Below are 17088 nucleotides of genomic sequence, written 5' to 3'. Positions count from 1 at the left end.
GCGATTCCAACGGGCTTCATCGAATATGATCTATTTACGCAAACGAAGGTTTGTGGTCATTTACATTCCCACTAAGCACTTTAACATACTCTATATCGCTTCCTTCAATAGAAGGGCCTATAAACAGTGCTTTTCCTTGAAATTTACGAGCACTCATCCGATTGGATCGGGATACTGATCTTCCATTAGCTAGTGTTACACTTCTAATTGTTTCATCCTTCGCCACCCAAGGGCCTCTGGCGGGTAAATCTTGATGAGATTGACGAAAGCTGTCGTTATTATTCATTGTGTTCCCCTCCAACTAAATGCCTTATGGTACGAAGTAATTCGTCATTAAAAGAAACAATGTCTTCCAGATTATCTTCAGGTATCATTTCAACACCCGAAATGTGTACAGAAAGAACGTGTTCCCTTCCTAAAGGATAGCATAGCACATATACGTCCGCAACTTCCTTGTGTTTAAAGAACGTCCACTTACCACTATTATATACATCAAGCACATAAATGGGTTGTGACATTTGATTCAATTCTTGAACATTAAATGGATAAAACCGACCTCTTCCTACGTTTCCTCCAACTTGTCTAATCCCATCATTCCCTTTCTTTTGCCAGAAGGCTGCACCCGTGACTCGACAATGGACTGGAGAGATGAATGAATTACGAACAGCTTCGCTTAATGCGTGATATTTCTGATCTTCCGGAACCGTCACATTACGATTAAATTCCCAAAAAAAATGAAGTATGCTCTGCTTTCGTTGTAATTCTTCCTCCTTCTGTCTCAGTAGCACATATGGATCTATAAAATGCTTCTCACGTTCAATAATATCTAATATTCTTATGCATGCGGAATTTACCGCTGCTTCATAATTACGATCATTACGACATTCATATTCCAAAATTGTTAAACCCGCAAGATCGGAAAGCAAATGAAATTGTGCAATATTGACGCCATTAATGAGATCTTCCCTTTGCTCTACTTCTTGCGGAACGATGCAGAATACACGATTCCTTCTTAGTTTTCCCCAAAATAAACCCATTTCAAATATCGTATTATCTCTTGTTATGAACACATGTTTCCCACGAATAAGTGCAACGTCGTCTGGAGAAAATACAAATATTCCGTAATCACTTTGATCCAAAATACGTTCTAATGATTCCATCGTATACTCATTTGCACCAAAGGTTCCTGCAAACCAAGGTGTAACTTGAACTAATCTGCCGATTTGCGATTGAATCGCACTTGCATATCGTATGGATTCCCTTGAGGATCCAATGAATAAATTAGGTTTAATAATTTTGATAGCCAACGGCATGTTCTCCTTTATGAGAAATTAAAGAAATTCACTATCTCCCATTATACATTATTACCATTTTTTAGGGAAGTTTGTACGTGTAGGGAATTTAAGAGAATCCTATCTTTATTATATTGAGACTCTATAGACAAGAAAAATAGAGCCTGTCTTCTCGGTATAATCCGAATGGAGACAGGCTCTTTACTACATTATTATCTATTTCGATATTAATAAGGATCCGCTGAGTGTCCTTTGCTTTCTGCTTCTTGAAATCCTTCTTTCGTATGAACCGCTCCTAAGGGTGCACCAAATTCCGTATCTAATCCACTTGAATTACCTGATTGAATACCATCCATTGGCCCTAACCCTTCCGCTACCCTACGTCCATAATCCGGATCACACTTCGTGAACAAATCTGTCATTCCTTGTTGAATATGTTGAGGCGCTGGTTTCAGTGTACCCACGAGATTGAGAATGAGATCATCACGTTCCCAGTCTTCAAATGCCCTATATTGTTCACCCGCGTATTTAAAATCATTCGTACGTTCAATGACTTGGCGTACTAAATTACCCTCGATGTGCGGTGTATACTCCTTACCTGTCTTAGTCGCTTCATGCAGACCGCCTAGTGTTGAAGGCTCATAATTAATATGTGGATTCTGACCTGGCGCTTTATCCACACGATAAGCCATTTGTCCATCACGTTGATTCGTAGCAACATGTTTCTTCGGAGCATTGATCGGCAACTGTAAGTAATTCGGCCCAACCCGATATCTTTGCGTATCCGAATACGAAAGGGTTCGACCTTGGAGCATTTTATCATCTGAGAAATCTAGTCCATCCACAAGTACACCCGTACCAAATGCTACTTGCTCCACTTCAGCAAAATAATTCTCCGGATTACGATTGAGAACCATACGTCCGACAGGGAGGAACGGAAATGCATCCGTCGGCCACAGCTTCGTGTCATCTAACGGATCGAAATCAAGTTCTGGGTGTTCATCATCACTCATAATTTGAACACACAGCTCCCATTCTGGGAAATTTCCAGACTTGATTGCCTCATATAAATCTTGCGTCGCATGATTGAAGTTCTTACCCTGAATTTCTTCTGCTTCTTGCTGCGTTAAATTCTTGATTCCCTGTTTAGGTTCCCAATGATACTTGACCAGAACAGCCTCACCTTCTGCATTCACCCATTTATATGTATTGACTCCCGAACCTTGCATTTGCCGGAAGTTGGCTGGAATCCCCCAAGGTGAGAACAAGAATGTAATCATCATCATCGCTTCCGGTGTATTCATAATAAAATCGAAAATGCGCACGCCATCTTGAACGTTCGTCACTGGATCTGGTTTAAAAGCATGAATGAGATCAGGAAATTTGATAGCATCCCGAATAAAAAACACTTTCAAGTTGTTACCTACGAGGTCCCAGTTACCCTCATCCGTATAAAATTTAACTGCAAACCCTCTCGGATCACGGAGCGTCTCTGGCGAGTGCCCCCCATGGATAACGGATGAGAACCGGACGAACACAGGTGTCTCCTTGCCCTTCTCTTGAAAAAGATTTGCGCGAGTATACTTCGCAATAGGCTCGTTCCCAACAGTTCCGTAAGCCTCAAATATGCCATGAGCACCCGCGCCGCGTGCGTGTACAACCCGTTCAGGAACACGTTCTCGGTCAAAATGAGTGATCTTCTCAATAAAGTGATAGTTCTCTAGCGTCGTTGGCCCGCGACTACCCACCGTACGCATACTTTGGTTATTATCAATTGGATGCCCCTGACGATCTGTCAGTGTCGTCTCATCTTCACCTGGGGCCATTCGTGGATCCATTGAGCTTCCCACGCCGTGAATAGACGTACCCGAAGTCTCTTTATCCTGTGTATCCCTTCCTCGTGTTCTTTCGCCACTCATTTAGCATAACCTCCTTTAAATGTCATAATTATCATGTACTTCATGTCAGTGAAATATGCAACAATGTAACATGTAAAGCGTCATTCATACCCAACGATAAAGTGAAAAAACCAAAAACCTACCACCTCAAATGAGAGATGATAGGTTTAGAAGACAATTACTATTTCTTTGTTTTTTCACGCCATTTACTTAACCGGTCAACTGAACCTATTAACGCTGGTATTAATATTGGCAACATCACGAAACTTAGTAACAATAGTCCAATAATAACGGTAGTCGCTACTTCAATCAGTGTCATAACCCCTGAAGGAATTAAGGAGGCAAATGTCCCTCCAAGTATAATCGCTGCTGAGATGACTACGCCACCAATATGACGTGCTGCATCCACAATAGCCTGAATCGGATCATCTTCCAACTCTTGATAACGCATCATCAAGAAGATACTATAATCTACGCCTAATGCCACAATCATTATGAAGCTAAAGAATGGCACATTCCAACCCAAAGCATCAACATTGAATACATAAGTACTTAGTAATTCACTCATCCCAAGCGCAGTATAGTACGCTAGAATCAAGGAACCAATGATAAACAATGGTTTTAACAACGAACGCGTGAGGACGATAAGGACAATTCCTATCCCTATCAACATGATCGTTGCTGTACGGGCAAAGTCACTACCTGATATCTCTTCAAGATCAATATTCTGAGATGTCTTCCCACCGATAGCTACCTCAGCATCGCTTAAATCACTACCTTTTAAAGTAGCGTCTATGGTTTGCTTTAAGGTCTTAACGATAGACATCGCTTCTTTCGAGTACGGGTTCACATCCAGAATAATATTCATTTGCGTAATCGTCCGATTATCTGACATATACATATCCAACGCTTTCTGAAAATCATCACTTTGAAATACATCTTGTGGAATATAGAACCTTTCTGATGCTTGAGATTCACTCAGACCACTTAAATATCCTTGAGCATTCATGAGTCCGTCACTTACTTTACCTAATCCCTTCGTACTTTCTGAGAGACCTGACTTTAAAGCTTCCATTTGGCCAGATAACTCAGAAAGACCCGACAAGAGCTGTTGCTGACCATCATTGATTTGTGTTAAACCTGATTCAAGTTGCGGCGTCTTATCGGCCATTTCACTTGAACCATTTGCAGCTGTTTGAATACCTTCTTTTAAAATAACTGAACCTTCATGCAGCTGATTCACACCCGCCTGCACTTTAGAATAACCAACATCCACTTGTTCAAGAGAAGCATTAGCTGCCTTAAATGACGCAATCGCTGAATCATACTTTTTCGTTAAATCACTCAACTTCGTTGATAGTTCCTCCAATTGCTGTTTCCCACCCGTTGCAATCCTAAGAGAGTTCTGGACATTCACATTCTCACTTAGTTCAGGGTTGGTATCCAACAGGTTGGTCATAGATTTCTCAATTTGTTCATACCCTTGGCCGGCCCCATCTATCTCTTTACCTATATTACTAAAATGTTCGCTGAAAGAGGCTAAACCACCATTAAGTTCAGAATACCCTGCGAGCAATTTAGATGTTGAGCTTGATAGAACTTTCATGTTCGTGTTTATCGAAGCTAAGCCGGTATCTAGTTCTTTCGCACCTTTCACCCCGTCGTTCATACCATTCGTTAATTTATTCAGTGCTTCCCCCAGAGTAGAGACACCGTTCTTCACTTCAGTTGTACCATCAATAAGCTTCTGTACGTTATCAACACCACTTGATTCTGACTTATTAAATTGGTCTTCTGCAGAAGACAAACCCTCATTTATTTTCCCAACACCAACGTTGGCGTCACTAAGTCCATCATTAAGTACTTTGGCCTGATCATTAATATATAACTCACTTATTTGGTCACCTGCTGGACGAGTCGAGGTAAATACTTTCGATACCCCATCTACATTAGAAATCGTCTCAGCTAATTCATCTAATACCTGTAAAGTCTTCGCATTATCTAAAGGTTGATCCGATCGTATAACAAGCGCTGTAGGTGAAGAGAAGCCTAATGAATAATGATCTTCGATCACATTAATCCCTTGCTTGGACTCGTACCCATTATCTACTTCCAGTAGATCATTATAGCTAAGTGAATCACTGTACTTCACTAAAAAAGGAATACATATGATAGCAACAAACAGAAGAGATACTAAAGGTTTTGTTACAGACGTCTTAGCTAAGAATGACCATATCTTACTATCCCCATGACCTTCAAAACGTTTAAGTGGCCAAAACATCTTCTTGCCTAACAACGCCATAAAGAATGGATTCAGCGTCATTAATACAAGAAGGAGGACAGCTACGCCAATAGCTACGGCTGAACTTGCTTGATATAGTCTGAATTCTGCTAATAGGAGTGCCATAAACCCTATAAATACAGCTAAACCACTGTATAAAACTGTTTTTCCAGATGCCTTGTACGTTTCTTTTAGAGCATCAAGTACGTTCTCTTGCTTACTTAGTTCTTCCTTAAATCTTGTGAAGAGAAGAATATTATAATCCGTGCCAATTCCAAATAGAATGACCACTAAGAACACTTGTGTAAAATTAGAAAATGGATAGTTAAACTTATCCACCATGTGTGCAATGATTCCCATCGATACAAGATAGGATACTCCGACTGAAAGTAGTGAAACAAAAGGCACCACCGGTGAACGGAATACAAGAATCAATACGAGAATAATAAATATTATCGCGATAATCTCTGTTTTCTTAACCCCCTCTTGTGTAGATTGAGAGAAATCTTCTAACACTAATCCGGTACCGGTTAAATAAGTATCCACATCATCCATATGTACGATGGTCCTAAGTTGATCTGCTACTTCTGAGATCGTTCCCTTATTCTTGTTAACCGCAATTTGTGTTAATATCGTCGTCTGATCCTTAGATAACAACTGAGCTTCCGTCTGCTCATTATCCATGTGAGACACAATATTCGTAACCCCAAGCTGTGCCTGCTTCTCCTTCAGAACACTAATGACATCCTCAATGTGTGTTTTCTGTTGGCCAGTTAATTTATCCTCAGTACCACTGTTAAATACAGCAATAATCTGATAGGTTTCTCCACTCTCTGTACTCATCTCATCGATCATGGCTTGAGCCACGACACTTGGTGCCGTATCTGATATCGTAATTTGCCCTTTATCTCTTACCAGCTGATTCATATCAGGCATGGTCATGACTATCACAATCGTAATCAGTATCCATATAACGAGAGAAGCGAATCTCCAGTTCTTAGGCCTTTTCATCGCGTATAACCTACCCTTCAAAGATGATATTCATATCTATATTACAGAATAATGTTCAATTGCCGTTTATAAAGGAAATTATATAGGAATGAATATTCATTCCTATTGTGACAAACGATTAGAATTAGTGGATTCTAATCGCATTCCAACAACATTCTTCAATACTATTCAGCAGTTCTGGACTTTCCTGAATAACACCCACTCGAATCAACCTAAATAAATTTGAAAATGCTCCATATACAATCGCAATCAAAGCATCCGATTCTAATAAACACAGAACACCTTGCTCCTTGCCATGTTCAATAAAACTCTTCAGGAAACCGAGAAATTCTTGAAATATTTGTTTACTTTGTTCATCTAGATAATGTCCACTACAATGGGAATCAATGAAATGTAGTGCATGTGTATTATGTTTCGCATAATCAACCATGACATTAAATAAGACATGAAACTGTTCTCGAACATCCTTCGTTGTAACCACACTTGTTGATTGGAAAGCTTCTAAGAATTTTTGAATACACTCTTGAAACAAAGCGTTAACTAGAGCCTCTTTATTCTCAAAATAGCGATATATGGTGCCTGCACCTACTTTAGCATTATCCGCGATCATGGGTACGGTTGTAGCGTCATACCCTCTTTCAGCGAATAAGAGTATTGCAGCTGTCATAATATCATCTCGTTTATTACTAGCCATTTAGCCACCTCCAATCATCCGGAATGAATATTCATTCATTATAAATCCAAAATAATCCGATGTCAAAATCATTTCTGTTTGTCTTACGTTATGTAGCAAATACTATAGTATAATAAACTTCCAAACTATTTTTTGAGGAGCGAGCATACCCAATGAAGATTCAAATCACAGCGTTAGCAGAACAGAAATTAAGAGAAGCCCTTGGAGAGCAACCAGGATATTTCAAAATTCTTTTTGATACCGATGGATGTGGCTGCGACGGAATAACAGTCCTGCTGATCACAAGCGAACCAGACAACGGGGATATCGAAATCGATGCTGGCTCTCTTCCATTTATCATCAATGCTCAGCAGGCCATTTTCTACGAAGAGTTGATGCTCCTTGACGTGGAACGTAACTACCCTTCATACAAACTATCCAGCAATTCAACCATTTATAGTAGTAATGTGAAAACAAGAGATATCCGGATTAATGATACAACAACCAAGTAATTACGGGAGCTACACATGAACCCGCAATTGCACACACAGTCATCGCTACCGAACTCATCGAGACGGACTCCTCACCGTATTCCATCGCTTTGGCTGTACCCAGTGCATGAGAAGCCGTCCCGAGTCCAATACCGATGCCAACTTCACCTTTAATTCTGAAGAATTTAATAATGTAGGGTCCGCCAATAGCTCCCGTAAAGCCTGCAAGCATTACAAATGCGGAGGTTAAGGAGGATTCTCCTCCCAGGTTACTCGATATTTGAATGGCTACGGCTGTAGTAATGGATTTAGGTAACAATGAGATCACGTATAGTTTGGGAAATCCCAACGCCATCGCTAGAAAGATCCCACTGAACATTCCGACAATTAGACCCATAAGCGTGCCTCCTAGGATCACTGGAAGATTTCGGCGAAGAACGTGGCGCTGCTTATATAAAGGATAGGCTAATGAGACGACGGCTGGGCCCAGTAGTTGATTAATCCATTGACCACCAATCATATACGTGTCATAGGGGATCCGAAAAAACAACAGCAGAACAACAATCGTAAACGATGCTGTTAGCGCCGGCATGAGTACGGGAATATGAAAGCGTCTATACAACATAGACATAAATACATAAATACTTACATTAATTAGAACAATTACTACTGCAGTCAGAACCGTCATTCCTCTTCTCCCTTCTCTCTAATATCACTCACACCGCTTCCATTGCTCCGTCCTGCCAACCATTGGCTCGAATGTGCAGCTACCCCAATCGTCAACACCGTACTTATGATAAGTATCACGATCAATAATAAGCCCCTTCCACTGAAAATATCCAAGTGATTCACAATCCCTGACGTCGCAGGAATAAAAAATAACGGAAGGTATGAAAGAATGGCGGACGAGCCATGCTCGATCCATCTCACAGGGACTACCTTGCATAATAGCAACACAAAGAGCAGGAGCAACCCTACAATACTTCCTGGAATCGGGAGATGAAGTAGCTGTTGTATATAGTCACCAGCCAAATAAAACAAATATAACAATCCAACCTGAATAATGATTCGAATGATTTTCATGATGCTAAAATTCCCTTCGTTAATGAACGTATAATTTCTATGTATTAAATAACACGAACTCTAACAGAGTAACAGAGTTTTCATGATTTTTTCAATCGTTTTTATGAATATCTTATGAATTTACATCATCTATCAATAAAAATAGACATTTTGGTTACTGTAAGGGTTATATAAGTACAAATTTTTGTTATAATCAATTCACATCGCGTTTTTTAAATTCAGATATAGACAAAGGGGACGTTACCATTGACCAAAATCATTAAAACCTTAACTATTGCCGGAAGTGACTCAAGCGGAGGAGCAGGCATTCAAGCGGATTTAAAAACTTTTGAAGAATATGGAACTTACGGTTTCAGCGCACTGACTACCATTGTTACGATGGATCCAGACAACGGCTGGCACCACAATGTATATCCAATTGATGCGGCTATCGTTGCAGAACAACTGAAGACTATATTCGCAGGTGGACCCGTCGATGCTATGAAGACAGGTATGCTCGGAAGTGTTGAGATTGTTCAAGTAACAGAGCAAGCCATCAAGAATAATCGCCAGACCAATGTAGTTATTGATCCGGTCATGGTATGTAAGGGCGAAGACGAGGTTCTGAATCCTGAGAGTGCTCATGCCATTCGCGATTTACTACTTCCATTAGCAACAGTAGTAACTCCTAATCTATTTGAAGCAGGTGTGCTGTCCGGTCTTGGCAAACTCTCTACGATTGAAGATATGAAGGAAGCTGCTCGCCTTATTCATGAACTAGGAGCGAGTAATGTTGTCGTTAAAGGAGGCAAGTCGCTAGACGGAGATCAAGCTGTAGATGTCTTCTTCAATGGTTCTGATTATACTGTCTTTACAGCCGACAAAATTGAGCCCGCAACAAATCATGGCGCAGGTTGTACCTTTGCAGCAGCGATAGCTGGAGGTCTCGCAAATGGTCTGTCTGTTGACGAAGCCGTAGCAAAAGCAAAAGATTTCGTCTTGGCTGCCATTCGCAACGGCTTTGCGTTCAATGAATATGTAGGACCTGTATTCCATGGCGGATATCGCTTGGAGCAGTAGAATAATATAGTTCCATTTGTACGAATAAGAAATAATGGCAGTCTAGAAGGTTACTAAGCCCTCTAGACTGCCATTTTTATTGATCAGCACATCTTATTAAAATGTTTCAATCTCATTTCAACCTTCTCTAGATTATTAAATTTTTCACCTATATTTCCTCTAAGATTTCATATATATTTAAGTGGGTTTCAATTTAATTTCTGGAGTGATTGCTTTGAGAATATTGACAGAGAGACTTGAACTTCTTCCTATTGATTTAGATATTATTCATTCATCTTTATTCAAGAAATACATAAAGAATAGAAAGAACTATAAGCCATACCTTAAAGCACTAAGTAAAGATTCTGATTTATTAGGTTGGGGAGTATGGTTAGTGGTAAGTAAAAATAGCAATGTAATAATTGGTGATATTGGATTTAAGGGTAAGCCGATTGATGAAACAGTCGAAGTAGGTTACGGCTTCTCGCCACATGCTCGAAATAAAGGTTATGCAACTGAAAGCGTTACTGCCCTAATTGAATGGGCGTTCTCAACAAATCGAGTTGAAAAAGTAATGGCTCAATGTCTTAGTGATAATCATTCCTCAATAAAAGTTCTCGAAAAGATAGGAATGCAACGAACTGAAATTAATGATGAATTGATTACATGGAATCTCCATAAAGTATAATTCATCTTAATCCGCTCTTTGCTAGTTCCACTTTGCGATATAGAAAACAATGGCAGTCTAGAAGGTTATTAAACCCTCTAGACTGCCATTTTTATTGGTCAGCATTCTCTATTGCATCTGGAGACAGCGCTCCAATAACTGTTCGATCGTACTTATTTTAATTGGTTTATTCACGAAATCTATCATACCTAGAGACAAACACTGATCTTTATCGATCTCTGATAATCTTGATGTCACAGCTATGATATCAGGTCTGACCTGTTCCGGTATTTCCTCTACAATCATACGTGTCGTCTCAAATCCGTCCATTTCCGGCATTTGGAGATCCATAAAAATGAGATCATATGATGATCGCCCGAGCATTTCCATCACCTCATGACCATTCTTCGCACAATCAAAGGTATGCCCTAATTTATATAAAATACGTTCCATCAACATTTGGTGTATCGGATTGTCTTCTGCCACGAGAATGTGTAATTTGTCAGTCGCAGAAGTAATGTTATGACTTATTGTTGTATCCTCTTTTTCTACCTGGATGTGGGATGTGGATTCCGAGAAGAAAAAGGACGTTGTTCTAATTGTGAAAATAAAAATAGCACCATTCTTCACATCTTCTTGCGCATGAATATGTCCGCCCATCAATTCAACAAGGGTTTTACAAATCGCTAATCCAAGCCCAGTACCTCCATACTTACGTGCCATAGAAGAATCCAATTGAGAGAATGGTTTGAATAAATCGACCATTTTAAGTTGAGGAATGCCAATACCGCTATCCTTAACAACAAACTCAATCTCTAGAGCACCATTTGGAAGTGATATTGGATTAACCGTTACATAAACCCCACCGCTCTTCGTAAATTTAACAGCGTTACCAATGACATTAATCAATACTTGTCGAAGTCGTGTGGCATCACCAACAATGAGCTCAGGAATCTCAGCATCGATATAATACTCCATTTTCAGATCACGCTCTAAGGCTGCAGTAAATAATTCAAACGTTTCATGGAGCAAGGACTGTAAATCAAGCGGTTCCTCTTCTAGTTCCATTTTGCCAGATTCCATCTTGGAGAAATCTAAGATGTCGTTGATTAAAGACATGAGTGCATCCGCACTGTTATGTATAATTCCAGCAAATCTTCTTTGTTCAGGATCAAGATCCAGTTCGAGAAGTAAGTCTGTCATCCCAATAACCCCATTCATAGGTGTACGAATTTCATGGCTCATCATGGCTAGAAATTCAGATTTGACGCGTAGGGCACTCTCCGCTTCTTCCTTCGCCTGCAATAGATCCCGATCCAACCCTTTGCGCTTCGTAATATCTCTAGCAATAACGTAAACACCGACAACTTTTACTCCAATAACGATAGGAATATTAATCACATCATAGATAAAGGTCTCGCCATCAGCATTCATCTCCTGTGTTTCATACCTTTGTACGATTCCGTTCACCGATTGTTTGAAATAGTGTTCTGTGCTCGATAAATGATCTTGGGAGGTAATTGTGCGGAAATTTAACTTTCGCTGCTTGATTTCAGCACTTGTTATCCCCATTATTTTCTCGAAAGCTGGGTTGATAGACATATAATTACCTAGTATATCTAACGAATATATAAGATCTGGATGATGTTCGAACAAGGTTGCCGCGTCCCTAAATCGTTCCAACCCCTTATTACTTCGTTCCAGTTCAGCTTTGATCGCTTCTAGTTCTTTTTTTTGTAGATCCAATTCAATAAATACTTTTACCTTACTTAGTAAAATATCCGTATTCACCGGTTTGAATAAGAAATCGACGGCGCCGGTTTCATAACCTTTATATACACTAGCGTCTTCTTTGTGAATAGCCGTTACGAAAATAATCGGAATACGTTGGGTCTTCTTATTACCCCGTAGAATCTCAGCAAGCTCAAATCCATTCATTTCAGGCATATTTACATCCAGTAATAATAGTGCGAAATCATGCCGAAGTGTTAATGCTAAGGCTTCAATGCCTGAGTGCGCTTTATGAAATTCACAATCCAATGTATTTAATATTTTCTCCATCGCATATAAATTTTCTTCTCGATCATCTACGACAAGTATTTTGGCGATTAACTTTTCCTTTATAGCCATATTAGGCATAAGTACCCTCCTTTCTTCTTTCTTGCGCTTAATTAAGCAGCCATACTCGTATCAAAGATAAGAGATTATCCGTATCTATTGGCTTTGTCATATAATCATTGGCGCCTCCATCAATACATTTCTCACGGTCACCCACCATGGCATTTGCCGTTAATGCGATAATGGGTAGCTTATTGAACTGAGGGTTCTCCCGAATCCTCCGCATGGCTTCATAACCATCCATGACAGGCATCATGATATCCATAATAACCAACTCAATTCCCGCTACCTGATCCAGCATTTCCAAAGCAAGCTTACCATTATCCGCCATGATCACGTCCATTTCGTAATGCTGTAGCACCTTCGACATCGCAAATGTATTTCGTATATCATCATCCACTAACAATATTTTCTTACCTCTCAGCGTTTTATCTGTATCTCGCAACATGCGATCCCTTTGTCTCTGTTCAAATGGGAGTGAAATATTTACGTTATGCAAGAACAATGATACTTCTTTCAATAAGTGATTCTGAGAATTAGCACCTTTGATGACAATGCTATCAGTAAACTGATACAATTCATTATATTCCGCTTCTGACAATTCTTTACCCGTGTTGATAATGATCGGAGGCATATGCGTTTCCTTTGATTCTTCAAGTCTTGTTAGTAATTCAAACCCTGTCATGTCAGGAAGTTTCAAATCCAGAATTATACAATCATAGTCTTGCAATCGTAATCTTCCTAGCCCCTCTGCTCCGGTATTGACACAATGAATCTCAATTTTTTTATTCTTCAACATTTCATAAATCACCTTCTGATTATGGACATCATCCTCGATAACAAGCACCTGTTTAATGCGTTCATTCATAATGTCATCAATCCTAGTAAAAATAGAATCCAAGTCCATGATGCTTACAGGTTTTGAGAGAAAACTAACTGCCCCTTTCTCAAGAGAAGCATCTCTTTCTTCTTTGCCCGTAATGATATGAACAGGAATATGCCTTGTTTCACTATCATACTTCAGTAAGTCAAGCATCTTTAGTCCACTCATATCAGGAAGGTCTAGATCTAGTAATACAGCACTAGGCATATGTTTCTTTATTAGCTGAAGACCGCTGAATCCATCCTCTGCTACGATACATTTGAAGCCTTTGGTCTTGGATAGATCCAACAATATCTTCGCAAAATTCTTATCGTCTTCTACAATTAAGATCACTTTCTCATTCTGATGAGGCTCTATTTCTTCGCGGTCGTCTGCAATGAAAATTTCAATCCTTTGTGCGGTCTTTGTCTCATTCATTGTAGGTATTAATAACTCCTCAGTAGGATTTAATGAGGATTCCTTCTCAGAAGAAACGATGTCCTTAAAGAATGCCATCCCGTTCATCGGATCACCCGTTGATGAGATATTCTCCATATCAAACGGCAGGAATAAAGTAAACGTACTCCCTACCCCCTCTTGACTCACCAGTTGGATTTCGCCACCAAGAAGCTTCGCAAGCTCCCGAGAAATGGTTAAACCTAATCCAGTTCCTCCATATTTACGGCTTGTGGAGCCATCCGCTTGCTGAAACGATTCAAATATCGCCTTTTGCTTATTGGGTGCGATTCCAATGCCTGAGTCCGTTACGATAAACGCCAAAGTATTGTTTACGCTGAGCGTCTTATTTATAAATTGGACATCCTCTCCCGGTCGACAGACTCGTAGAGATACCGTTCCAGTAGAAGTGAACTTAAATGCATTAGACAAAAAGTTGGTTAGTATTTGTTCCGTACGCTGTCCATCCGTTCTAATGGTCCACGGTGTGCCTGCTTCTATCTGCAGTTCGAACTGTAGCCCTTTCTCCTGCGAAATAACATTGAATTGATATTTCAGGTTGTGGACAATGGATTCAAGCTTTACTTCTTCAGGTATAACATTTAATTTCCCGGCCTCTACCTTCGACAAATCCAAAATATCATTTATGAGTGTCAACAAATTCAGACCACCACTATGAATGATTTGTGCCGACTCAATTTGATCCCCCGTCAAATTCCCCTCCAAGTTATTAGCCAGGAGCTTCGCCAGGATCAACAGGCTGTTAAGTGGTGTTCTTAACTCGTGAGACATGTTCGCTAAGAATTCAGACTTGTAATTACTCGCTAACTCCAATTCGTTCGCTTTCACCTCAAGATCGTCCTTCGACAATTGAATCATTTCATTCTGTTTGACAATATCCATGGTTTGCATTTCCAAACGTTTCGTCTTTACAGCCATCTCATCGTTAATAACTTGTAATTCCTCACTTTGAAGCTTCAATTTCTCTTCAGATAACTTCAACATGTGAGTCTGCTCTTCTAACTCTTCATTCGATTTCCGTAATTCTTCTTGTTGAATTTGTGCTTCCTCAGCTAATAATAATGCTTTTTCAGCAAGAAGCTGTGACTCTAATAGAGATTCTTCCGTACGTTGACGGCTTGCAGCGCTATTGATAATAACACCTAAGGGTGTAGCTAATAATTCAAGTAAGTTCTGCTGTGTAGGTGTGAATGCTTTGAAGGAAGCTAGTTCTATGACAGCTACAACTTCTTCTTCGAATATAATAGGCATCACAAGAATAGTCAGCGGTTTGCCTTCCCCAAGCCCCGAACTTATTTGAATATAATCATTAGGTACCTGAGTCAACAAAATCGGCTTTTTCTCCAATGCACATTGTCCGATCAAACCTTCTCCTAGTCGAAAACGAAGGGAGACATTCTCCCTTTCTTTATAGGCATAGCTACCTAGCAGTATAAAATCACCTATGTGTTCGGAATTTTTTCCGGTCTCTTTCACATAAAATACACCTTGCCCGACTTCAATCAGTTCGGATATTTCAGAAATGAGCATTTTGACCAACTTCTGTAGGTCTGTCATCCCTAATGAAAGTTCTGTCAAACGAGCAAGCTCAGCCTTCAACCAATATTGTCTTTCTTTTTCGGCCATCATTTCATGGAAGGTAAACCATACTTGTATGAGCAGCGAAAGAGAAACGAATATAATCAGAAAATTAAGTAGAAACATAAAGACGAGCCAACCGAGCGCTTGCCCCCTGCTTTGTTCTATTTGGCTGGCTACACTTGCTCCAAATTCATCTTCCGCTTGCTTCATTAGATCAATTTCATCCGTTGACTGCTGGTACCAATACTGTGGATCCACGCTTAGATTCTTTCCATTAACAGCGTCCAACACAAGATGTCGAATACGATTTGCTTCATTAACGACTTGCCCTTTCACAATCGACTTATGTAGACTAAGCCAATCCCGATTCGCATTTGCAGTAAATCTACTGAAATAAAGCTCTCGTTCATTTTCCAATAAACCTAGGTTATTCTTATCCGTCTCCTTTATCTGTTTTGCATATAAGATACGAGAAATCAGGATTCGCTCTTGGCTCAATGTAAATTTGCTTTTGGAAAAGCTCTGAAATGCTGTAAGCATACTTGCGATTTCTATATTCGAACTCGTAAGTTTCATCTGATCTATCACATTAAAAAACGATCCAAACGTATCATCATAGTACGTAAGAATCGTTGTCCCATCCAATGTGTGGTTGTCGATTAAATCCCGTTGATCATCAAGCTTATCCAGCTTTCCTATGGCGAGGATTAGATTATTCCCAAAGTTGCCGTCCTGATCATTTTTTGAAAAAGTTAGTACGTAATCTTTAAGATTATCGATACTTTGATTCGAAATCTGTCGTTGACCAATCATATTACTCCACATAAGTTCTGATGGATCAGCGTAATAACTTGCTACCATAGCCTGTTCCCTCTGAAGCTCATGAATCACGTCTAAAGCCTGCACTACAAGTTTGGTCTTGCTTTCTAATTGACCTAACTCAGCCCGATCGTTAAGTTGGGTAATAATCGCTGTAACAGAGAAATATAACAATCCTATCATGGGAATTAGAACCATCACCATTAGCTTGCTATTAATCTTCAAATTCTTCATCCACAACATTCCAGGTACCCTCTTTTCTCACTCTAGCAAAACACGTTCTATCATTTCTTACTCTATTTCCAAATATAGTCTCTATATAAGAAGGGTAACACATACAGTAGCAACAAAGATATAAGTGAATCTCTATGGATGCTGTGTATCAAAACCATATCTAACAGGTGTCGATATAAATAATAACTTAGGGATTTTTATGTAAGAAAGAACCCGCTCACGTTGATATGCTCCCCTTATAGTAGACAGAAAAAAGCAAGCCGATTAATCTGTCTATTATGGAGGGGATTTTTTTATGGGCGAAATTAGGAAGACTTACGATGTTACATTTAAGAAAAAGGCAGTCAATCTCTATCTCAAAAAGGGAATGAGCTACAAGAGTGTAGGTAAAGAATTGGATATCGACCATTCCTTAGTCCGACGTTGGGTGAATCATTTTCAAGCGGAGGGAATGAAAGGACTGGAGGAGAAAAGAGGCAAAGCAATAGGCCCTGGAGTTGGTAGACCGAGAACTCGATCAGAAGATCCTGAGGTTAAGCTAAAGCGCCTTGAAGCGGAAAACG

The 17088-nt window shown here is 39.8% G+C and carries 13 protein-coding genes; 4 read left to right on the top strand and 9 right to left on the bottom strand.

The window, feature by feature from the left end; all coding sequences use genetic code 11:
* Window positions 1-34 precede the first annotated feature (34 nt).
* From BW961_RS23610 to BW961_RS23590, 5 genes are all read right to left on the bottom strand, one after another.
* Window positions 35-286 (bottom strand): hypothetical protein, encoded by a 252-nt coding sequence (locus tag BW961_RS23610; RefSeq protein ID WP_068588191.1) that lies wholly within the window; start codon window positions 284-286, stop codon window positions 35-37.
* Window positions 279-1313, bottom strand: coding sequence for a TIR domain-containing protein (locus BW961_RS23605; protein WP_068588188.1), 1035 nt, complete (start codon window positions 1311-1313; stop codon window positions 279-281). The genes BW961_RS23610 and BW961_RS23605 overlap by 8 nt, the downstream gene beginning before the upstream one ends.
* A 206-nt stretch (window positions 1314-1519) precedes the next feature.
* Window positions 1520-3130 carry a catalase gene (locus BW961_RS23600; RefSeq protein WP_211269774.1) on the bottom strand — a complete coding sequence of 537 codons (1611 nt, stop codon included), beginning with the start codon at window positions 3128-3130 and terminating at the stop codon, window positions 1520-1522.
* 241 nt (window positions 3131-3371) lie between these two features.
* Window positions 3372-6482: an MMPL family transporter gene (locus BW961_RS23595; RefSeq protein WP_068588181.1), complete on the bottom strand. Its 3111-nt coding sequence runs from the start codon at window positions 6480-6482 to the stop codon at window positions 3372-3374.
* A gap of 124 nt (window positions 6483-6606) precedes the next feature.
* A complete protein-coding gene (locus BW961_RS23590) occupies window positions 6607-7176 on the bottom strand; it encodes a TetR/AcrR family transcriptional regulator (RefSeq protein ID WP_170878604.1) in 570 nt (189 codons plus the stop codon).
* A 152-nt stretch (window positions 7177-7328) separates the two neighbouring features.
* Between BW961_RS23590 and BW961_RS23585 the strand changes: the two genes are divergently transcribed.
* Complete coding sequence (locus tag BW961_RS23585; RefSeq protein ID WP_068588177.1) at window positions 7329-7667, top strand: iron-sulfur cluster biosynthesis family protein; 339 nt, start codon at window positions 7329-7331, stop codon at window positions 7665-7667.
* Here BW961_RS23585 and BW961_RS23580 read toward each other — a convergent pair.
* Window positions 7645-8334 carry an LrgB family protein gene (locus BW961_RS23580; RefSeq protein ID WP_068588174.1) on the bottom strand — a complete coding sequence of 230 codons (690 nt, stop codon included), beginning with the start codon at window positions 8332-8334 and terminating at the stop codon, window positions 7645-7647. The two genes, BW961_RS23585 and BW961_RS23580, sit on opposite strands and share 23 nt — an antisense overlap.
* A complete protein-coding gene (locus BW961_RS23575) occupies window positions 8331-8729 on the bottom strand; it encodes a CidA/LrgA family holin-like protein (protein ID WP_068588169.1) in 399 nt (132 codons plus the stop codon). Before BW961_RS23575 ends, BW961_RS23580 begins: the two co-directional genes overlap by 4 nt.
* A 246-nt stretch (window positions 8730-8975) precedes the next feature.
* On the opposite strand from BW961_RS23575, the gene thiD reads away from it, so the two are divergent.
* Both thiD and BW961_RS23565 read left to right on the top strand, forming a co-directional pair.
* Window positions 8976-9788 carry a bifunctional hydroxymethylpyrimidine kinase/phosphomethylpyrimidine kinase gene (gene thiD / locus BW961_RS23570; protein ID WP_068588165.1) on the top strand — a complete coding sequence of 271 codons (813 nt, stop codon included), beginning with the start codon at window positions 8976-8978 and terminating at the stop codon, window positions 9786-9788.
* Between the two features lie 214 nt (window positions 9789-10002).
* On the top strand, window positions 10003-10455 hold the full coding sequence (locus BW961_RS23565; protein ID WP_068588162.1) for a GNAT family N-acetyltransferase: 453 nt from the start codon (window positions 10003-10005) through the stop codon (window positions 10453-10455).
* Window positions 10456-10563: 108 nt separating this feature from the next.
* Here the strand turns inward: BW961_RS23565 and BW961_RS23560 are convergent, their stop codons facing one another.
* Together BW961_RS23560 and BW961_RS23555 are read right to left on the bottom strand one after the other, a co-directional pair.
* Window positions 10564-12573, bottom strand: a complete 2010-nt coding sequence (locus BW961_RS23560; protein ID WP_082867562.1) for a response regulator — start codon at window positions 12571-12573, stop codon at window positions 10564-10566.
* Between the two features lie 28 nt (window positions 12574-12601).
* Window positions 12602-16534, bottom strand: a complete 3933-nt coding sequence (locus BW961_RS23555) for a response regulator (RefSeq protein WP_068588158.1) — start codon at window positions 16532-16534, stop codon at window positions 12602-12604.
* A 286-nt stretch (window positions 16535-16820) separates the two neighbouring features.
* On the opposite strand from BW961_RS23555, the gene BW961_RS23550 reads away from it, so the two are divergent.
* Window positions 16821-17088 (top strand): transposase (locus tag BW961_RS23550; protein WP_076577007.1); only part of this gene is annotated, 268 nt, incomplete at its 3' end.

It is taken from the genome of Paenibacillus macquariensis (genome assembly GCF_900156375.1).
Lineage (GTDB): Bacteria > Bacillota > Bacilli > Paenibacillales > Paenibacillaceae > Paenibacillus_AQ > Paenibacillus_AQ macquariensis.
The sequence above is the reverse complement of the archived record's forward strand: the minus strand, read 5'-3'. Positions and strand labels throughout refer to the sequence as shown.